Origin of the sequence: Microbacterium halotolerans (assembly GCF_003569805.1) — a bacterium.
In the GTDB taxonomy this organism is placed as follows: domain Bacteria; phylum Actinomycetota; class Actinomycetes; order Actinomycetales; family Microbacteriaceae; genus Microbacterium; species Microbacterium halotolerans.
In genome coordinates, this window is the sequence record NZ_KZ984051.1 from 694,587 (window position 1) to 714,085 (window position 19,499).

Here is a 19,499-nt window from a genome sequence, read left to right on the forward strand (position 1 = left end):
CGCAGCATCGCCGCGCCGGTCAGGCACGGCCGGTGAGCAGGTGGGTCAGCGCAGGCCGATCACGGCATCCGGGGCGTTCAGCACGACGATGGGCGTCACGGTGGGATGTCCGGCAGCTCGTACCTTGGCGAAGTCGACCTTCACCAGCGGCGTGCCTTCGTCGACGACGTCGCCTTGCACCACCAGGGTCTCGAAGCCGTCGCCTGCCATCTCGACCGTGTCGATTCCGACGTGGATGAGCACCTCGGTGCCGTCGTCGAGCGCGAGCCCGATGGCGTGACCGGTGGGGAACATCGACTCCACGCGCCCGGGACCAGGCGCGACGACTGTGTCTCCGGTGGGTTCGACGGCGATGCCCGGGCCGAGCGTCCTCTGTCCTCACTCAATCCCGTGCGGGAAAGCGCCGCTTGCACTGCGACTTGGCGGCACTTCGTCCCACCTGAGCGGCTCATGCGGGCGCCAGACCGGACTCGTAGGCGAGGATCACGAGGTGCACGCGGTCGCGGGCGTCGAGCTTCTGCAGCAACCGGCCGATGTGGGTCTTGATCGTCGACGACGACAGGAAGAACCGCTCGGCCAGCTCGTCGTTCGACAGTCCCTCGGCGATGGCGACAAGGATCTCCCGTTCGCGGGGCGTGAGCGTATCCAGCCCCTGATGGACAGAACGCAGTCGATCTGCGCCCTGTGGGCCGGAATCGACCGAATCCGGGGTGTTCGGCGTCGATTCGACTGCGTCGTGCTGACGCACCTGTGCGGCCAGTTCGACAGGCCCGCCTGCGAAGCGCTCCATCAGCTTGCGCGTCACGCTCGGCGCGAGCGCCGCGTCGCCGGAATGCACCGACCGGATGGCGCTGAGCAGCTCCTCGGGGCGGGCGTCCTTGAGCAGGAACCCGCTGGCTCCCGCGCGTATGGCTGCGAAAGCATATTCGTCGAGATCGAAAGTCGTCAGCACGAGTATGCGCGGAGCGTCCGGGCGGCCGACGATCTGCTCCGTTGCGGCGATACCGTCCAGGCCGGGCATCCGGACGTCCATCAGGATGACGTCGATCGCTGTCGGGTCGAGGCGCGTCGCCTCTGCACCGTTCTCTGCCTCCGCGACCACCTCGATGTCCGGATGCACGTCGAGCACCATTCTCAGGCCCATCCGGATGAGCTCCTGGTCGTCGGCGAGGGCGACGCGGATCGGACTCGACGGGGCTTCCATGTCATTCACGGCATGTCCTTTCTCAGTACGGCGCGCAGGCGCCAGCCACCGCGCGGCGTGGGGCCGGCCTCGATGGTGCCGCCGTGCAGCGCGGCCCTCTCGCGCGCTCCGATGAGCCCTCGACCGGCACCGCGCATCTCCGGCACAGTGGTCTTCCTGTGATCCGGGCGGCCGTTCTCGATCGTGATGGCGAGCTCGTCGTGGCGGTTGTCGACGGTCACATCGACGCGCGAAGTGCCTGGCGCGTGCCGGAGCACGTTGGTCAGGCCCTCCTGCATGATTCTGTATGCCGCTAGTGGAATGTCGGGTCGGCCACCGTCGTCCGCCGCGAGAGGAGCGCCCGAATGCGTCCAGCGAACCGGCATGCCGGCCTCGCGGAACCCCTCGATCAAGTCGTCCACATCGTTCGCCGTCGGCTGCGGCGCCAGGTCCGCCGGTGCATCCGGATCACGGAGCAGACCGAGCAGGCGGCGCATGTCCGCCAGGGCATCTCTGCCGGCCGAAGCGACCCTGCGCATGGCGGCCGGAGCGCCCTGCGCACCGGCTTCGGCTCGTGCGGCAGCCCCCTCCGACAGAGTGACCATCACCGTGAGACCGTGCGAGACGATGTCGTGCATCTCTCGCGCGACGCGGGCGCGCTCCTCGGTGACGGCGAGCCTGGCGCGCTGATCACGTTCGCGGGCGAGGTCCTCTGCCCTGGCGATGATCGCGGCGATGTAGCGGCGGCGACCGCCGACCGACATGCCGAGCAGGGTGGGCACGAGGTAGAAGACCAGCATCGGGATGCCGACCGCTGCGGGAATGAGAGGGTTCTCGCTGGCGCCGGACTGGGCGATGACGGCCGCGGCGATCGCGCCCAGTGATGCGATGCCGTAGCCGATCCACATCCGGCGGGTCGTCGAGTGCACACCGAGCGAATACAGCAGCACGTACACGTCGATCCAGCCGTTGACGTCGTTCGACAGCGGCAGGAGGGTTCCGATCACGGGCAGGGCCGTGACGGCGATGGTGCCCTCGAGGGGGAGACGTCGGCGGAGAAGCAGGGCGACGAAGCCGACGACCACGGTGAGCAGCGTCCACGTGACGTCGAGTGCGCCCGCGGTTCCGGTCGCAGGCAGCACGATGGCGATGACCAGCAGCGGAGCCTGGCAGGCGACCGCGATCGTCCAGTCGACCGTTCGGGGGTGGCGGTCGAGCCAGCGCTGGATCGCGCCGGGCGGCCGGGGCAGAGCGAGGTCGGCGCCCGGATCATCCGGGGCCTTCGTCTGCTTCGGGTTCGCCATGTCCTCGACCTTAGAGGCTGCGCGGACGGGCCGCCTGGTTCGTCTCCGGTCAGATGCGTGCGCTCCGCGGATCCCTCTCGGGCGTCGGCGGAGCGCACGCATCCGGTGGGCCTGATCAGGCGTCGCGGCCGCTCTCGACGGCCATGCCGAGCCCGAGCGCCGCGACGGGCCATGCGACGGTGAGCGCGAGGTCCGCGGCCAGTTCGCCGGTGAAGCCTGCGAAGGGCGCGGCCAGCTGCGGGCCTGCGCTCGCGAGCAGGTACTCCGCCGTGGTCGGTGCCCAGTCGAACGGCAGCAGCATCAGCACCGTCGGCAGCATCAGCAGATACACGAGCACGAGCAGGATGCCCCACGTCTCGCTGCGCAGCAGCACGGAGACTCCCAGCGCGAACACTGCGCACGCCGCGACGTAGAACGCTCCTCCGAGGATCGGCAGCACGACGCTGTCGAGGAAGGACCCGGTCAGCACGGGGCTGCCGAACCCCGCGTAGACGATCGAGACGGCCGCGAACGACAGCACGAGTGCGACGACCGCGGCGACGAAGGTGCTCACCGCGACGACGACGGCCTTCGCGCCGATCAGAGCGGTGCGGCGGGGAGCGGCGGCGAGCAGCGTGCGATGAGCGCCCGTCGTGTGCTCCTTCGCGTAGTGCGAGACGGCGACGAGCACCGCGACGCACATGGCGACTGTGATGGTGTTCGTGCCCATCGTCGTGAGGTCGGGGAGCGGGGCCGCGCCATCTGACCACTGATTGCTCAGTGAGATCATCAGGCCGAACGCGCCGGCGAGGCCGACGGTGAGGCCGACGCCGAGGAACAGCGAGACGAGAGTGCCTCGCAGGCTCGACAGCGTGATCCACTGTGCACGGACGAGGTGCGGGAAGGTGATGCGCGCGTCGGCATGAGTGCCGCTGCGCGCGGCGGACTGGACGGGAGCTGCGGGCTGTGCGGTTGCGGTAGTCATGTTCATCTCTCCAAGGAAGTCGCGGTCACGCCGCGATCGCGGCCTCGTCGCTGTGGTATTCGGTGGCGTCGCCGGTGAGGGCGAGGTAGGCGTCTTCGAGCGAGGCGCGCATCGGAGTCAGCTCGTGCAGTTCGAGCCCCGCGCCGACCGCCGCGTGCGCGATCTGCGAGGCGGCGAGCCCTGCGACCTCGACGACGTCGGCGCCCGTGGTCGTGACGGCGACGCCGTCGGCCTCCAGCAGGGGAGCCAGGCGCGCCGCGTCCGAGACGCGAACACGGGTGCGCTCGCTGCCCGCACTGCCGATGAACTCGCTCACCGGTGCGTCGGCGAGCACGCGGCCCTTGCCGAGAACGATGATGTGGTCGGCCGTCTGCGCCATCTCGCTCATCAGATGGGAGGAGAGGAAGATGGTGCGCCCCTCCGCTGCGAGCGAGCGCACGAAGCGGCGCACCCAGTGCACGCCCTCCGGGTCGAGGCCGTTGACCGGCTCGTCGAAGATCAGCGTGTGCGGGTCACCGAGCATGGTGGCCGCGATGCCGAGGCGCTGGTGCATGCCGAGCGAGAAGCCGCCGACCCGCTTGCGCGCCACCTGCTCCATGCCCGTCATCTCGAGCACCTCGTGCACGCGTTTGGTGCCGATGCCGTGGGTCGCGGCGAGCATCTTCAGGTGCGATTCAGCCGTGCGCCCCGGATGGAGCGCCTTCGCGTCGAGGAGCGAGCCGACTTCCGTCATCGGGGCGGGGGAGTCGGTGAACTTCCGGCCGGCGACCGTGACGCTGCCAGCGTCGGGTCGATCGAGTCCGACGACCATCCGCATCGTGGTGGACTTGCCTGCGCCGTTCGGCCCCAGGAAGCCGGTGACCTGTCCAGGGCGGGCCACGAAGGTCGCCTGGTCGACCGCCGTCTTCGAACCGAAGCGCTTGGTGAGGTTCTCTGCTGTGATCATGCCTCCGACGCTACGGCGTGCCCGTACGTCGCACATCGGCCCACGGGATGATCCGGATCGGACCTGGGTACTAGGACCGGGATCGATGCCCGGGCAGGCCCGCACGGTGGCGCGGGATCGGACCAGCGCACAGGTCGGTTCGGTCGAAGGGGCGACGCGAGATCAGCACGTGGCTCAGTGACTGGCCTGACGTCGACCCGGCTTTCCACTGAGCACCGGACTCCTGCCTACGCGCTCAGCCAGACAGCGTCCTCAGCGCCGGGCGGCACGGGGTCGCCCGCTCGGTGCTCGGCCCCGACCGTGAGCCCCGACTCCTCGATGGCGCGCAGCAGGTCGGGGTCGCGGTCACTCACACGCAGCACGCGGCCTGTGTGACCGGGGGCGGCGTCGGCGAGCAGAACGAACGGCACCCGCTCGACGTGCCCGGCGGCATCCGGAATCGCGTCGCCGTGCGGGTCGAACCTCGGCCTGCCGAGCCGCTCGTCGATCTTCTCGAGCAGCCGGTCGCTGATCGAATGCTCGAGGATCTCGGCCTCGTCATGCACTTCGTCCCACGAGTAGTCGAACTCGCTCACGAGCCACGTCTCTATCAGGCGATGCCTGCGCGTCATCTCGAGCGCCCGACGTTCGCCCGCCTCGGTCAGCCGCACCGCGCGGTACGGCTCGTGCGCGACGAGGCCCTGCGCGGCGAGCTTCTTGACCATCTCGGTCACGCTCGACGGCGCCACCCCGAGGTTCGCGGCCAGCACCGACGGCGTGATCGACGCGTCCTGCCATTCGGTGTGCGCGTAGATGGTCTTGAGATAGTCGTCGATCGCAGGCGAAGCCACGCCCCAAGGTTACGCGGTCGCCGGTCACGCCCCCGCGAAGGTGAGCACCAGCAGTACGACGTTCAGCGCGATCAGGAAGGCGCTCGACGCCCAACCGAGTGCGGTGGTCCACCAGCGATTGCGGTGTTCGCCGAGCGTGCGCCGCTGCGCGGTGAGCACGACGAGCGGGATCAGCGCGAATGGGATGCCGAACGACAGCACCACCTGGCTGAGCACGAGCGCCTGGGTCGGATCGAAGCCGACGGTGAGGATCACGATCGCCGGGATGAGTGTGATGAGGCGTCGCGCGAGAAGCGGCAGTCGGATGCGCAGCAGTCCCTGCATGATCTCAGCGCCCGCGTATGCGCCGACAGAGGTCGACGCGAGCCCGCTGGCGAGCAGGCCGACGGCGAACAGCGTCGCGATCACCGGGCCGAGCCCCGCGCTCAGTGCGGCGTGCGCGCCCTCGAGCGAGTCGGTGCCCTCCACGCCCGGCAGATTCGCCGCGCCGAGGAGCAGGATCGCGAGGTTGACCGTGCCGGCGATCACAAGCGCGATCGTCACGTCGAGGCGGGTCGCGCGCAGCAGGCGCCGGATGAGGTGGGGCCGAGGGGCGAGCGCGGCGGCGGCAGAGAGGATCCCGGCGCGATGGGGCGGGTCTGTGGAGTGCTCTTCGAGCGCGGCGGCCGGGCCATCCGGCGTTGGAGTCTCTGAGCCGCGGCCTTTTCGCTGAGATGCGGCGATCTCGTGGTGATTCTGCCGCGGTTCGGGGATTGTGCCGCGGCTCGGAACCGCCGTGGACGCGGGGGCCGCGGCCACATCGCCGCCGAAGCGATCGCGGGCGAGCGCGCTGTGCGCGTAGATGGCGTGGGGCATCACAGTGGCGCCGAGTATCGACGCCGCCAGCAGCACCGACTGCGTTCCCTCGAAGCGGGGGAGCAGCCCGGATGCCGCCTCAGCCGGATCGGGCGGCCCGATGAACAGCCCGACGGTGAACCCGAGCGAGATGATCGCGAGCAGGGCGATGATCACCGCCTCGAAGGGTCGCGCCCCGCTGCGCGACTTCACGGCCAGCAGCACCATCGATACGGCGCCCGTGATGAGCCCGCCGACCAGCAGGGGAATGTCGAACAGCAGCCAGAGGGCGACCGCGCCCCCGATGATCTCGGCGATATCGGTGGCCATCGCGATCAGCTCCGCCTGCAGCCAGTACGCACGGCGGGCCCACGGGTTCCGGATGCGCCTCCCGAGCGTCTGCGCGAGGCTCTGCCCGGTGACGACGCCGAGCTTGGCCGAGAGGTACTGGATCAGCCACGCCATCCCGTTGGCGAGCACGACGACCCACACCAGCAGGTACCCGAACTGGGCACCGGCCGACATGTTGACGGCGACGTTGCCGGGGTCGAGATAGGCGACGCCTGCGACCAGCGCGGGACCGAGCAGTGCGATGAGACGCGCGTTTCCTGTGTGTGTGCGGCGCTCCATCCGGCTAGTGTGCCAGAGTTTTAGGTGCACCGAAAAACTGCTTCTGCACTGAGGTTCATCTGTTTGTCTGCGCGGATGCCGGGAGTGCCCGGTGTGCGAGGTGCCGCGCATGCGATAACGGATCGCGCACTGGCGAACATCGTCTGGCCGAGAACGCGCCTTCTGTTGAGCCATGCGCGGCGCCGCCCCGCTACCCTCGATGGGTGACAGACGCAGCCTCAGACCCCGGCAACGAGACGCCGACGCACGGCGTCGGCCCGTGGCAGGGGGAGCGGCCGACCGGCGATCAGTACGATCCCGAGCTGTTGCGCGACGGCGATTCGCGCAATGTCGTCGACCGGTACCGGTACTGGCGGATGGACGCGATCATCGCCGACCTCGACACGAAGCGACACGGGTTCCACGTCGCCATCGAGAACTGGCAGCACGACATGAACATCGGCTCGATCGTGCGCAGCGCCAATGCGTTCCTCGCCGACACGGTGCACATCATCGGGCGCAGGCGCTGGAACCGACGAGGCGCGATGGTCACCGATCGCTACCAGCACGTGATCCATCATCCGGATGTCGCTTCGTTCCGTGAGTGGTGTGAGGGCGAGGGACTGCCGATCGTCGCGGTCGACAATGTCGGGGACGCCGTTCCGGTCGACGTGGCGGAACTGCCCGAGCGCTGTGTGTTCCTGTTCGGACAGGAGGGGCCTGGCGTGAGCGACGAGGCGCTCGCCGCGGCGACCAGCCGCATCGAGATCGCGCAGTACGGCTCGACCCGCTCGATCAACGCGTCGGCCGCCGGTGCCGTCGTCATGTACGAATGGTGTCGGAGGTGGGCGTAGCCCGCCGGAGGCACCCGCTGTGCGGAGCGCGGATCACGCTTCCTGCTGCAGCCACTCCTGGCCTCTGATGCGCCGCGCCAGCGTCACGAACCGCATGCCCATCAGGATGACGAAGAATCCCGCTGCGAGGGCCGCCAGACCCCAGGATCCGGATGGCATCAGCCACGCCAGCAGGGCGAGGTACGGCACGAAGGGGACCAGATTGATCGCCCCGACGATGGCGAGATAGCGCGCGTCGTTCGCACCCATCAGCACGCCGTCGAGCACGTATACGAGTCCTGCGAGCGGCTGCGTGATGCCCATCAGGACGAGCGCGGGCACCAGAAGGCGCGCCACTTCCTCGTCTCCGGTGAACAGCAGGCCGATCACGCCGCTGGTCGCAGCGATCACTGCGCCGCACAGCACGCCGAACCACGCGCCCCACGCCAGCGTGCGCCGCACCACCTGTCGCACATGGCGTTCGTCGCCTTCGCCGAGGGACTTGCCGATGAGCGCCTGGGCGGCGATCGCAAGCGCGTCCATCGCGAAGGCGGCGGTCGACGAGATCGTGAAGACGATCTGCCACCCCGCCAGCTCGTCGGTGCCGAGCATGGTCGCCACCCCGACCGTGAGCAGCAGGCTCGCCCGCAGACTGACGGTGCGCAGGAACAGCCAGCCGCCCGAGCGCGCCGAGCTGCGCACGGCGCCGGGCTGCGGGGCGATCGCGGCGCTGTGTCTGCGCGCGAGGCGCGCGACGATGGCGACGTACACGGCCACCATGCCCCACTGTGCGACGACCGTTCCCATCGCCGATCCCGCGATGCCCCAGTCGAGGCCGTACATGAACACCCAGTTCAGCCCGGCATTCGCGGCGAAGCCCAGCACCGCGATCCACAGCGGCGTGACTGTGTCCTGCAGACCGCGCAGCAGGCCGGTCGCTGCGAACACGATCAGCATGGCCGGCAGCCCCCACATCGAGATGCCGAGGTAGGTCGCCGCCGACGCCCCGACCTCGTCCGGCGCACCGAACGCCGCCACCAGCAGCGGAGTGGCGAGATAGCCGGCGACCGACAGCACCGCTCCGATCGCCAGCGCCAGCCACATGCCGTTGATGCCGGCCGTCACGGCGCCGGGAACGTCGCCCGCCCCGACGCGACGCGCGACCGCGGGCGTCGTCGAATACGCGAGGAACACCATCAGCCCGACCACGGTCTGGAGCACGGCACCGCCGATGCCGAGCCCCGCGAGCGGTGTGATGCCGAGATGCCCGACCATCGCCGAGTCGACGATGAGGAAGATCGGCTCGGCGATGAGCGCTCCCAGCGCGGGCACGGCCAGCGCCAGGATGCGGCGGTTGAGCGTGCGAGGCGAGTCGGTCACCCCACGAGCGTATTCGGCGTGAGGGCGTCCGGCGTCCGTCGGGGCCTGCGGCGGTCGATGACGCGGTGTGCACCGGAGTGAGGGGAGCGTGCCGGTACGAAGGTCATCTGCCCCGATGCGGCCGGATCTCGCGCAGTTCTGCTCGTCTCGGACCAGCTGTGGGTCGCGGCCGAATCATCCGGATGGTCTCTCGCCCGCCGGTCTCCGCTATGAGGTGCAGGCGCCCGTCGAGACGGGCTCGGAGCCCGCGCCGCCGAGTGCTGGTATGAGCTCGGTCGTCGTCATGGCGTAGCCGATGCGATCGTTGCCCTCGTCGCGGGCGAAGACGACCCCTGCGACATCGCCGTCGGCGGTGAGCAGCGGCCCGCCGGAGTTGCCCGGTCGCACCTCGGCGGCGAGGGTGTACACCTCGCGCGCGTTGCGCTGCCCCTCGTAGATGTCGTTGACGGGCATGTCCGCCACGTTCATCACGGTCGAAGGCGACGCCGTGAACGGCCCGCCGTACGGATACCCCTGCACGGCGCCCTCGGCGTCGACGCCGACGGGGGCGACGATGTCGAGCGGTACGGCCTCGACGTCGGCGGAGATCAGTGCGAGGTCGTCGATCGGGTCGAAGTACACGACGACTCCGTCGACGGCCGGCTCGTTCGGAAGCTCGACCATGACCGTGTCGGCCCCGGCGACGACGTGGGCGTTGGTGACGATGAGATCGTCGTCGGCGACGAAGCCCGTCCCGGTCGCGCCGGTGCCGCACGAGTAGGCGACGCCGGAGATGCGCGCGACGGAGGCTGCCGCCTCGTCGAGGGCGGCGCTGCCCGTATCGATGTCGGTCGTCGGCACCTCGGTGCCCTCTGCGATCACGCCGCCGAGGGCGGGAAGCGCATCATCGACGACCACCGAGCGCAGTTTGGCGAAGGCTTCGATCACCGGTTCCGGCGTGTACCGCTCGATCGTGCGCAGCACCGTCGACGACGCGATGGAGGAGGAGACGACGGGTACGCCGGCCGAGGCGATCGCCGAGCCGACGGTGACGAGCACGACCGAGGTCGCGGCGGCGGCGAGCAGCCCGCCGGTCAGGCGCTCGAAGAAGCGGAGCTTGATCCTGTCGGCGCCGCGCCGAACGATCGACCCGATGGCGGCGCCGATGCCCGCGCCGATCGCGAGCAGCGCGACGACCGTGCCGACGACGGCGACCCCGCGCCACTCGCGCGCCGTGACGAGCGAGCTCACCAGCGGAACGACCCATGGAGCCGCGATCGCGCCTGCGGCCAGCCCCGCCCACCATCCGATGCTGGCGAACAGTCCGACCCGGAACCCGCCGAGCAGGGCGAACAGCACCAGCACGACGATGATGACGTCGACGATGATCATGCGGCCTCCGATCTGCGATCACGCTACGGGTCGTTCCTCTGCGCCAGCGGTGAACCACGGGTCACGGTGCCAGGCACGACCGACGTCCGGACCGTTCGCCCGGATGTCGGACAGGGTCAATACGATGGGTCCATGGCTCTTCCCTCTGGCATCGTCGTCGACGAACTGAACTCCGATATCCGTGTGCAGGACGACCTCTTCCGTCATGTGAACGGCAGATGGATCGAACGCACCGAGATCCCCGACGACAAGGCGAGGTGGGGTTCGTTCCATGCGCTCGCGGAGCGCGCCGAGGCCGATGTGCGCGCGATCGTCGAGGAGATGCGCGAGGCGGAGCCCGGCAGTCAGGCGCGCAAGATCGGCGACCTCTACTCGAGCTTCATGGACGTCGACCGGATCAACGCGCTCGGCGCAGAGCCGCTGCGATCGCGCTTCGCGGCGATCGATGAGCTCGCCGACATCCCCTCGTTCCTCCGATTCGTCGGCAAGCTCGATCGCGAAGGCGTCGCGAGCGTCTTCGGCCTGTACGTCGAGCCCGATCCCGGCGACCCGCAGCGCGCTGTTCCGTTCGTCGCGCAGGCCGGCCTGTCGCTGCCCGACGAGCAGTACTACCGCGAAGAGCAGTTCGCCGAGGTGCGCGACGCGTTCCGTTCCCACGTGGAGCGGATGCTGGCGCTCGCCGGCATCGACGGTGCCGCTGATCAGGCCGACAGGCTGGTGGCGCTCGAGGCCGAGCTGGCCGGGCACCACTGGGACAACGTCGCCAGCCGTGACGCGGTGGCGACGTACAACCTCAAGACCTGGGCCGAGGTGCAGGAGCTTGCGGGAGCCGACCTCGAACCGTGGCGCGACGAGGTTGTGCCGGACGCCGACGCGTTCGCCGAGATCGTGGTGAACCAGCCCTCGTTCGTCACGGGTCTGGGGTCGATGCTGGTCGAGGAGCGGCTCGACGACTGGAAGGCATGGCTGCGCTACGCGGTCGTGCGCGGAGCGGCGGCGTACCTGACCGACGAGTTCGTGAATGAGAACTTCGGCTTCTACGGCACGGTGCTCACCGGTGTGCCTCAGATCCGCGAGCGCTGGAAGCGCGGGGTCGGCTTCGTGGAGGGTGCCATGGGCGAGGCCGTAGGCAAGATCTACGTCGAACGCCACTTCCCGCCGCAGGCGAAGGCCGAGATCGACACACTCGTGAAGAACCTCGTCGAGGCGTACCGGCAGAGCATCACGGCGCTCGAATGGATGAGCCCCGAGACCCGTGAGCGTGCACTCGAGAAGCTCGATCAGTTCACGCCGAAGATCGGCCATCCGGATGTCTGGCGCGACTTCTCGGCGCTTGCGGTCGACGCGGGCGATCTCGTGGGCAATGCGGCGGCCGCTGGCAGGTTCGAGCACGATAGGCAGATGCGCAAGATCGGGCAGCCGATCGATCGCGACGAATGGCTGATGAGCCCGCAGACAGTGAATGCGTACTACCACCCGCTGCAGAACGAGGTCGTCTTCCCCGCGGCCATCCTGCAGTACCCGTTCTTCGATGCGGAGCGTGACCCTGCGGCGAACTACGGCGGCATCGGCGCCGTGATCGGGCACGAGATCGGCCATGGGTTCGACGACCAGGGGTCGCAGTACGACGGCACGGGTGCGCTGCGGAACTGGTGGACCGAGGCGGACCGCGAGGCGTTCGAGAAGCGCACCGCATCGCTGATCGCTCAGTTCGACAGCCTCACACCCGTCGGTCTCGATGCCGAGACGCATCATGTCAACGGTGCGCTCACCATCGGTGAGAACATCGGAGACCTCGGTGGTCTCGGTATTGCGCTGAAGGCATACTCGATCGCGGTCGAGAAAGGTGAGGCTGGTGAGCCCGGCGAGATCGATGGCCTCGACGGCCTGAAGCGCGTGTTCCTGTCGTGGGCGCAGGTGTGGCAGCAGAAATCGCGCGATGCCGAGGCGATCCGACTGCTGGCGATCGATCCGCACTCGCCGAATGAGTTCCGCTGCAATCAGATCGTGCGCAACATCGACGCGTTCTACGAGGCGTTCGGCGTCGCCGAGGGGGATGCGCTGTGGCTCCCTGAAGTCGACCGGGTGACGATCTGGTGACGGATGCCCGGGCACTCTGTTCATGCAAAGGGAAGGCGCCTAGGCTGTAGCTCTGTGTGATGGCGTGCATGATGTGCGCAATCGCGTTGTAGGGGCGGGAGGAGACTCCCCGGGGAGCCAGCGCGCCACTGTCCGATTCCGAGTGCCCTGGAGAGCCCTGTGGTCCCCGACCCCGACCAGTCGATCGTCGCCACTCGCCGCCAGAGGCGCCACTCGGGCTCTCGCACGTCACGTCGCCGCACCGACCGCCGACCGGGGTTTCCGCTCACCCTCGCCGCGCTGGAGGGTCTCGCCGTGGCCGGTGCGCAGGTGTCTGTGCACATCGCCGACCTCGACCGCGGGTCGACGGTCCTGACCGGCGATGATTTCGTGACCTTGCCGGTCGGCGGGCTCGGGGTGATCCCGCTCCTCATCGAGACGTCGGCAGGCTTCGACGCAGGCACCCTCGACCCTGCCCGACTGGTGCGGCGCGACGACCTCGAGCCGGTGTCGGTCTCTGGAATCTGGCGTCACCTCGCAGTTCCAGAGCTTTCGTTGGCCGACCTCGCGGTGCTGACCGCCGCGCAGGGAGATGCGTTCGCGACGAACGCACTGCTGGGAGCCACAGGCATCGAGGCGATCACGCGGCGAATGGTAGATCTCGGCATGCGCAGGTCGGCCGTCCTCGACCGCGTGCGGGACGAACGGGGGCCGGATGACGCGCCGCACGTATCGCTCGGAACGACCCGCGAGTACGCCACGCTGATGAGCGACCTCGTCGGAGGCCGGGCCGTGAACCCCGCGGTCAGTGCACAGGTGTCGGAATGGCTCACGATCGGGCAGGATCTGAGTCTCGTCGGCGCTGCGACGAACCTGCGTGCCTTCGGCCACGACGACGACGCGCACGGCCTGCTGTTCCTCAATCGCACGGCGTACGACGACACCGGCGTGCGCGCCGAAGCGGGTGTGATCGCGGGTCCGCGCTTCGGCCTCGCCTATGCGCTCACGGTGTGCTTCGACGACGTGTCCCCGCTGCACCGCGACCGCGCGCACCACGCCTTCCGCACGCTCGGCACCGAGCTGATGGAGAACGTGCACTGACGCTCCCTGTTCTGCGGCGATGGGTGGAGGGCATCCGAGCCGAGTACGAGGATCTCTCGCTCGTGGCTGACCGGGCTGCGCCGCGCATGGCTGCTCGGCAGCTCTTCACGTTGCACGAGCGCAACCTGCTTGCAATGTGCGGTTTTCCGACATGAGTACACTGAGCGGACCGTCAGTCCACTGAGTGAAATGGGGCCCTGCCTGTGCGGAAGATCATACGCGGCGGAACGGTGGTGTCGGCGTCCGACGAGTTCCGAGCCGATGTGCTCATCGTCGACGAACGTATTTCCTGCGTCGGCACGGACATCGACGCCGAAGGGGCAGACGTCGTCGACGCGGGCGGTGCATACGTCATTCCCGGCGGTATCGACACGCATACGCACTTCGAACACATCGTCGCGAGCCGTGCCACACGCACGGCGGACGACTTCGCGTCCGGATCGGTCGCTGCGGCCGTCGGCGGGACGACAAGCGTCGTCGACTTCGTCCGCGCACCCGTGGGGACAGGAATCGAACAGGCCTTCCTCGAGCGGCGCGAACGTGCTGAGTCCGCGATGGCCGTTGATTTCGGTCTGCACCCGATGGTGCCGAGTTGGGCCGGGGAGGACGATTCCTTCGACCAGCTTTCGCGGCTCGCGGAGCGCGATGGGGCGGCCAGTTGGAAGTTCTTCATGGCATATGCGGGTTCGATGGTCGACGACGGAGTGCTCCTGCGCGGCTTCCGTCGGTGCGCCGAGCTGGGCGTGCTGCCGATGGTGCACGCGGAGAACGGCCACATGGTCGCCGACGCCACCGAACGCCTGGTTGCGAGCGGCCGCACAGCGGTCGAAGATCACGTGCACGCGCATCCGGCTGATTCGGAGGCGGAGGCCGTCGACCGTGCTATCCGCCTTGCGCGGCAGGCGGGCACGCCGCTGTTCATCGTGCACGTCTCGGCCGCGGAGGCGATCGAAGTTCTCCGCGACCATCAGCGCGCAGGGGCCTCGGTGGTGGCCGAGACCTGCCCGCAGTACCTCGTCGCCGCGAGCGATGCGCCGGAGGTCAGGGGAGCGCTCGCTGCCGGCTATGTCTGTTCTCCGCCGATCAGGGAGAGGGCGAATCAGGAGCCGCTCTGGCGCGCGGTCCAGGACGGCACGATCTCGACGATCGGCACCGATCATGCCGCCTTCACGCTCGGCGAGCAACCGGACCTTCCGCCGCAGAAGGGCGCGGGCGGCGGCGACTTCACTCGCACCCCGAACGGTGTGCCCGGCGTAGAGGAGCGGCTCATGGTCATGCATCACCATGGTGTCGTGGCCCGCGGAATGCGGATGACGCGATTCGTCGAACTCACCTCTGCCGCCCCGGCGCGGACCTTCGGGCTCACAGGCAAAGGGGCGATCGTTCCAGGATCTGATGCCGACATCGTCATCTGGGACCCCGACGCCACCAGAGTGCTGAGGGCCGCCACTCTGCACAGCCGCTCGGACTACTGCGTCTACGAGGGCCTCGAAGTCACCGGCGTGCCCCGCGTGGTGTTGGGACGTGGAACGACCCTCGCAGTCGACGGTGAACCGACCGGTGCTCTTCCTGGACGCGGCCGCTACCTGCGTCGCTCCCGGCGCGCACCCCACACGACCAGTACAAGGAGCGGCACATGACTCTGAAACTCGGTATCCACCTCGGTGAGCGTTTCACTCTGGCCGAGACGATGCGGGCAGCGGATATCGCAGAGGAGAACGGCTTCGACTCCCTCTGGGTTGCGGAGGGCCGACTCACACGCGATGCCGCGACGATCATGGCACTGCTGGCTGATCGCACCGAGACTGTGCGGATCGGCTCCGGCGTCGTGAACAACAAGTCTCGGAATGCGGCGCTCATGGCGGTCACCTTCAAGACGCTCGATGAGATCGCTCCGGAGAGGATCATCCTCGGTGTCGGAGCCTGGTGGGAGCCCCTGGCCAGCAAGGTCGGCACACCGCTGCGCAAGCCCGTCGCGTCGATGCGCGAGTACGTCGACGTGCTGCAGCGCTTCTTCCGCAATGAGGAGGTGACGGTCGACGGCCAGTTCGTGCAGATGGACGGAGTGCGCTTCGATCGCATGTATGCCGAGAACGCACCTGTGAACATTCCGATCTACGCCGGCGCCGTCGGCCCGCGCATGCTCGAGCTCGCCGGCGAGGTGATGGATGGCGTATATCTGGATTTCCTGCTTCCGGTGTCGTATCTCGATTTCGCCAACGCACAGATCGGGAAGGGCATCGCCAAGCGGACGGACGGCGTCGGCGAGATCGACATCACCCAGACGATCGCGGTGTCGGTCGATGATGAGGACCCGCGCAGGGCGATCGACGCGTGCAGGCACTTCCTCACGATGTATCTCATGCAGCAGCCGCATATCGCCGAGCACGCCGGCGTCGACCGTGAAGTGGTGGCGCGGATCCAGGAAGTCGCCGGATGGCCGGCCACTCCGGACGACATAAGCCGTGCCATGGTGCACGTGCCGGATGAGGCCGTGCTTCGCGTAGCTGCGGCGGGCACCACGGACGATGTGCTCGCGCAGCTCGAGGCCTACCATCGCGCCGGCGTCCGTGTCACCGTGCTGAACCCGCTCGGTGATGACAAGCTGGGTACGATCGAGGCCGTGGCGAAGGGGTTGAGGTGACCGAGTCGCGAAAAGAGAGCGGGCTCGTCCAGAAGACGGTGCACGTTCTGCGCACGATCGCCGCGCATGCTCAGGGAATCGGCCTGTCCGAGCTGGCGAGGGAGACGGGGATCTCCAAGCCGACGTGCTACCGGATCATCCGTTCGCTCGAAGACGAGGGATGGTTGACCGCCGACGCGTCCTCGCGTCATGTTCGCCTGGCCAACGACCTCGTGCTGACCATCGGTGCGCACCGCGCCGGTCTCGACATCGGCATGCTCGTCGACGATGTGCTCCGCGACGTCGCGAAGGAGCTCTCCGAGACGGCTGGGCTCGACAGACTCGATCCGCCGGGGGTCGTCGTGCTTCGTGAGGTGCAGGGTCCGCATCACATCGGACACGCGCCGAAAGATGTCCCGAGGAGGCTCAGCGCCACCAGGACGTCCACCGGGCGCGTGCTGATCGCCTCCGCCCCGGACGACGTGGCCCACGCGCACCTCGCCGCAGAGACCGACCCCGGTCTGGACGTGGCGGGTCTGGAACGCGAACGCGCGGCGCTCGCCGACCGTGGGTACACCGCCACGCGCAACCAACTGGAGAACGGCTTGGCAGCGTACGCCGTGCCGGTTCCGATCGACGGAGCGGTGCGCTACGCACTGTGGATCTCCGGACCGACCTATCGTGTCGATGAACTCGATGCACGCCACGTGGTCGCGACGCTGACGGCGGCCGCCGAGCGTCTCGGCAGGATCCTCCAGAATCAGACCGTCTTCGACTGAGAGTCGGACGCCGCTGCGCGAACGGCGCTGGAACTCGTAACGAGCGCGAAACGGTTCGGTCTTGTGCTCGACGCATCTCCTTGTCACACTCGTTTCATCCAAAAAGTGAACCGACGGTTCACTAGATGAACCGAGGAGATGCATGACGCTGCTCGTCCGCTCGAGGCCCGCCGCGCTGTCGGCGACCGCTGGAGTGCCCGCGCCGCGCCGTCGCCGTGCCGCTCGTACCTGGCGGTCGGTCAGGCGCGGCGTGCTGGCCACGGTCGTATTCGTTCTGGCGGCCGCTCTGCTGTGGGAGGGCTACAAGCTTCTCGGCGCGCTCACCGGCGGCCGTATCCCCGGCACAGGGCTGCCGCTGCCCATCTCTGCGAGCGATCAGGCGATGCCGCACATCCTGTCGATTCTGAAGGCCCTGGGCGCACCGGCATCGGCTGTCTCTGATCAGGCGCTGTTCGTGTACCTCCTGCAGGAGACGAGTATCACCATGCGCGAGGCCGGCTATGGTCTTCTCCTCGGGGCGGCGATCGGGGTCGTGCTCGCAGTGGCGCTGCGCGAGATCCCCGTGCTGGCCCGCGGCGTGGTGCCGTGGTTGGTCGTGTCTCAGACGATCCCGCTCGTCGCGCTCGCTCCCGTGATCGTCATCTGGGTCGGTCGCGCCGACCTGCCCAGCTGGGTCGCCGTGACGATCATCTCCGCCTACCTGTCATTCTTCCCGGTCACGGTGAACATGCTGACCGGGCTCAATGCCACTGAGTCCGTACACGTCGAGCTGATGCGCTCGGTGAACGCCAGGCGTTGGCAGACCCTCGTCTGGCTGCGTCTGCCGGCGGCCGTTCCGTCGCTGTTCAGCGGGCTCCGTCTGGCGGCGACCGCGTCGGTCATCGGCGCCATCGTGGGCGAGCTGTCCGCCGGCACCGGCAGCGGCATCGGCCGTGCGATCCTCAGCGCCGCCTACTTCTACTCCAACGCCCCGGAGACGCTGTTCGCCGCGGTGCTCGTCGCATCGCTCGCCGGTGTGCTCTTCGTCCAGATCATCGCCGTGCTCGAGATCATCGTGCTGCGCAGGAGGAACGCATGACCACCACCCCCGCCATCTCACTCTCCGACGTCAGCCAGGTGTTCGACACCGCCAGCGGCGCCGTGCACGCGCTCGACGGCATCGACTTGGACGTCCCCAAGGGCGCCTTCGTCTCGCTGCTCGGGCCGTCGGGGTGCGGCAAGAGCACGCTGCTGCGCGTCATCGGAGACCTCATCCAGCCTTCACACGGAACCGTCGCAGTGAACGGGCACTCCGCCGTCGAGGCGCGGAAGGGCCGGGAGTACGGCATGGTCTTCCAACAGCCAGGGCTGATGGATTGGCGCACCGTGCGCCGCAACATCGAGCTGCCACTGCAGGTCCAAGGAGTGTCGCGCGCCGAACGCAGTGAGCGGGCGCGACAGATGCTCAAGCTCGTGCGCCTGGAGGCGTTCGAGGATCACCGCCCTCGCCAGCTCTCCGGGGGAATGCAGCAGCGCGTGGCGATCGCCAGGGCGCTCGCGTTCCAACCGCAGGTCCTGCTCATGGACGAGCCCCTCGGTGCGCTCGACGAGATGAACCGTGAGCACCTGCAGCGCGAACTGCTGCGCATCTGGCGCTCGACCGGCACGACGATCGTCTTCGTCACTCATTCCGTCGCCGAAGCCGCCTTTCTCTCCACCGAAGTGGTGGTGATGAGCCCCCGCCCCGGACGAATCGCCGAACGCATCTCCATCGACCTGCCGGAAGAGCGCACGGACGCCACTCGGATGTCGGACGCCTACTTCCACACCGAGGCGAGCGTTCGCGAGGCGCTGCACGGCGTGCTCGCCCCCGAGGGGACCGCGGCATGACCTCCGCTTCGGCAGTCAGCGCGTCGCGACGAGCGGTGTGGTCGGCGGTGCTTCCTCCACTCGTCGTCGGCATCGTCATCCTGCTCTGTTGGCAACTCTTCGTCGTCGTCCTGGAGATCCCGGCGTATCTCCTACCGGCCCCGACCGCAATCGGCGGGTCGCTCGTCGAGGACGCCGCAGTGATCCTCAGTGCCGCACGGATGACCGGTGTTTCGGTTCTCGGTGGAATGCTCCTCGGCGGGGTGCTCGGTCTGATTGCGGCATTCCTCGTCAGCCTCGTCGAACGTGCCGCCTTCACGGTGCTCGGACTCGTCGCCGTGCTCAGCTGCGCTCCCGTCGTCGCGCTGGCGCCCATCTTCAACCAGTGGTTCGGTGCTTCGAACCTGATGTCCAAGATCGCGGTGGCCGCCATCATGGTGTTCTTCCCTGTTCTCGTGAATACCGCACGCGGGCTGCTGCGGGTGGATCCGCTGCACCGCGAGCTGATGACTTCGCTTTCGGCCGCCGGGATGCAGACCATGCGCTGGGTTCGCATCCCCGGAGCACTCCCATCCCTGTTCGACGGACTCAAGATCGGCTCGACGCTCGCCGTGATCGGCATCATCGTGTCCGAGTACTTCGGAGGCACGACCGATGCGCTCGGCGTGCTGATCGCCAACTCCGCCGCCCTATCGCAGTTCGACCAGACCTGGGCGGCCGTCGCCGCCGCCAGCCTGATGGGTCTCGTGCTCTATGGCGGTGTGGTCCTGATCGAGCGGCTCACGACTCCCTGGAGTCACGACAAAGCGTCGTGA

Annotated in this window: 17 protein-coding genes and 1 pseudogene; 9 read left to right on the forward strand and 9 right to left on the reverse strand. The window is 68.4% G+C overall.

Annotation, left to right across the window (positions count from 1 at the left end):
* Positions 1–45 precede the first annotated feature (45 nt).
* The 7 genes and pseudogenes from DZG09_RS03170 to DZG09_RS03200 all read right to left on the reverse strand — a co-directional run.
* Positions 46–363, reverse strand: a pseudogene (locus tag DZG09_RS03170) (PTS sugar transporter subunit IIA); the annotation flags it as partial.
* Between the two features lie 85 nt (positions 364–448).
* Entirely contained in the window at positions 449–1,204 is a 756-nt protein-coding gene (locus tag DZG09_RS03175) for a response regulator transcription factor (protein WP_119696250.1), read from the reverse strand.
* 5 nt (positions 1,205–1,209) lie between these two features.
* Positions 1,210–2,487, reverse strand: a complete 1,278-nt coding sequence (locus DZG09_RS03180) for a sensor histidine kinase (RefSeq protein WP_162893128.1) — start codon at positions 2,485–2,487, stop codon at positions 1,210–1,212.
* A 115-nt stretch (positions 2,488–2,602) separates the two neighbouring features.
* The gene (locus DZG09_RS03185) at positions 2,603–3,451 is read right to left on the reverse strand and encodes an ABC transporter permease (protein WP_162893129.1); all 849 of its coding nucleotides are present in this window, start codon (positions 3,449–3,451) and stop codon (positions 2,603–2,605) included.
* 25 nt (positions 3,452–3,476) lie between these two features.
* Positions 3,477–4,397: an ABC transporter ATP-binding protein gene (locus tag DZG09_RS03190; protein ID WP_119696253.1), complete on the reverse strand. Its 921-nt coding sequence runs from the start codon at positions 4,395–4,397 to the stop codon at positions 3,477–3,479.
* Between the two features lie 227 nt (positions 4,398–4,624).
* Complete coding sequence (locus DZG09_RS03195; RefSeq protein WP_119696254.1) at positions 4,625–5,227, reverse strand: metal-dependent transcriptional regulator; 603 nt, start codon at positions 5,225–5,227, stop codon at positions 4,625–4,627.
* Positions 5,228–5,251: 24 nt separating this feature from the next.
* The gene (locus DZG09_RS03200) at positions 5,252–6,691 is read right to left on the reverse strand and encodes an Nramp family divalent metal transporter (RefSeq protein ID WP_119696255.1); all 1,440 of its coding nucleotides are present in this window, start codon (positions 6,689–6,691) and stop codon (positions 5,252–5,254) included.
* Positions 6,692–6,894: 203 nt separating this feature from the next.
* Between DZG09_RS03200 and DZG09_RS03205 the strand changes: the two genes are divergently transcribed.
* Positions 6,895–7,524, forward strand: coding sequence for a TrmH family RNA methyltransferase (locus tag DZG09_RS03205; protein WP_119696256.1), 630 nt, complete (start codon positions 6,895–6,897; stop codon positions 7,522–7,524).
* A gap of 33 nt (positions 7,525–7,557) precedes the next feature.
* Here DZG09_RS03205 and DZG09_RS03210 read toward each other — a convergent pair whose 3' ends face one another.
* A complete protein-coding gene (locus DZG09_RS03210) occupies positions 7,558–8,883 on the reverse strand; it encodes an MATE family efflux transporter (protein ID WP_119696257.1) in 1,326 nt (441 codons plus the stop codon).
* Positions 8,884–9,090: 207 nt separating this feature from the next.
* The gene (locus tag DZG09_RS03215; protein ID WP_119696258.1) at positions 9,091–10,254 is read right to left on the reverse strand and encodes a MarP family serine protease; all 1,164 of its coding nucleotides are present in this window, start codon (positions 10,252–10,254) and stop codon (positions 9,091–9,093) included.
* A 132-nt stretch (positions 10,255–10,386) separates the two neighbouring features.
* Between DZG09_RS03215 and DZG09_RS03220 the strand changes: the two genes are divergently transcribed.
* From DZG09_RS03220 to DZG09_RS03255, 8 genes are all read left to right on the forward strand, one after another.
* Positions 10,387–12,354 (forward strand): M13 family metallopeptidase, encoded by a 1,968-nt coding sequence (locus DZG09_RS03220; RefSeq protein ID WP_119696259.1) that lies wholly within the window; start codon positions 10,387–10,389, stop codon positions 12,352–12,354.
* A gap of 159 nt (positions 12,355–12,513) precedes the next feature.
* A complete protein-coding gene (locus DZG09_RS03225; RefSeq protein ID WP_240423653.1) occupies positions 12,514–13,434 on the forward strand; it encodes a serine hydrolase in 921 nt (306 codons plus the stop codon).
* Between the two features lie 203 nt (positions 13,435–13,637).
* Complete coding sequence (gene hydA, locus DZG09_RS03230) at positions 13,638–15,074, forward strand: dihydropyrimidinase (protein ID WP_205529039.1); 1,437 nt, start codon at positions 13,638–13,640, stop codon at positions 15,072–15,074.
* Entirely contained in the window at positions 15,071–16,078 is a 1,008-nt protein-coding gene (locus DZG09_RS03235) for an LLM class flavin-dependent oxidoreductase (RefSeq protein ID WP_119696262.1), read from the forward strand. Before hydA ends, DZG09_RS03235 begins: the two co-directional genes overlap by 4 nt.
* Positions 16,075–16,836, forward strand: a complete 762-nt coding sequence (locus tag DZG09_RS03240) for an IclR family transcriptional regulator (protein ID WP_119696263.1) — start codon at positions 16,075–16,077, stop codon at positions 16,834–16,836. The genes DZG09_RS03235 and DZG09_RS03240 overlap by 4 nt, the downstream gene beginning before the upstream one ends.
* Positions 16,837–16,978: 142 nt before the next feature.
* Entirely contained in the window at positions 16,979–17,914 is a 936-nt protein-coding gene (locus tag DZG09_RS03245; protein WP_119696264.1) for an ABC transporter permease, read from the forward strand.
* A complete protein-coding gene (locus DZG09_RS03250) occupies positions 17,911–18,705 on the forward strand; it encodes an ABC transporter ATP-binding protein (protein WP_119696265.1) in 795 nt (264 codons plus the stop codon). The genes DZG09_RS03245 and DZG09_RS03250 overlap by 4 nt, the downstream gene beginning before the upstream one ends.
* Positions 18,702–19,499: an ABC transporter permease gene (locus DZG09_RS03255; protein ID WP_119696266.1), complete on the forward strand. Its 798-nt coding sequence runs from the start codon at positions 18,702–18,704 to the stop codon at positions 19,497–19,499. The genes DZG09_RS03250 and DZG09_RS03255 overlap by 4 nt, the downstream gene beginning before the upstream one ends.

Coding starts and splice junctions, on each gene's coding strand:
- DZG09_RS03175 (WP_119696250.1), bottom strand. CDS start 1,204: ATGGAAGCCCCGTCGAGTCCGATCCGCGTCGCCCTCGCCGACGACCAG.
- DZG09_RS03180 (WP_162893128.1), bottom strand. CDS start 2,487: ATGGCGAACCCGAAGCAGACGAAGGCCCCGGATGATCCGGGCGCCGAC.
- DZG09_RS03185 (WP_162893129.1), bottom strand. CDS start 3,451: ATGACTACCGCAACCGCACAGCCCGCAGCTCCCGTCCAGTCCGCCGCG.
- DZG09_RS03190 (WP_119696253.1), bottom strand. CDS start 4,397: ATGATCACAGCAGAGAACCTCACCAAGCGCTTCGGTTCGAAGACGGCG.
- DZG09_RS03200 (WP_119696255.1), bottom strand. CDS start 6,691: ATGGAGCGCCGCACACACACAGGAAACGCGCGTCTCATCGCACTGCTC.
- DZG09_RS03215 (WP_119696258.1), bottom strand. CDS start 10,254: ATGATCATCGTCGACGTCATCATCGTCGTGCTGGTGCTGTTCGCCCTG.
- DZG09_RS03220 (WP_119696259.1), top strand. CDS start 10,387: ATGGCTCTTCCCTCTGGCATCGTCGTCGACGAACTGAACTCCGATATC.
- DZG09_RS03235 (WP_119696262.1), top strand. CDS start 15,071: ATGACTCTGAAACTCGGTATCCACCTCGGTGAGCGTTTCACTCTGGCC.
- DZG09_RS03245 (WP_119696264.1), top strand. CDS start 16,979: ATGACGCTGCTCGTCCGCTCGAGGCCCGCCGCGCTGTCGGCGACCGCT.
- DZG09_RS03250 (WP_119696265.1), top strand. CDS start 17,911: ATGACCACCACCCCCGCCATCTCACTCTCCGACGTCAGCCAGGTGTTC.
- DZG09_RS03255 (WP_119696266.1), top strand. CDS start 18,702: ATGACCTCCGCTTCGGCAGTCAGCGCGTCGCGACGAGCGGTGTGGTCG.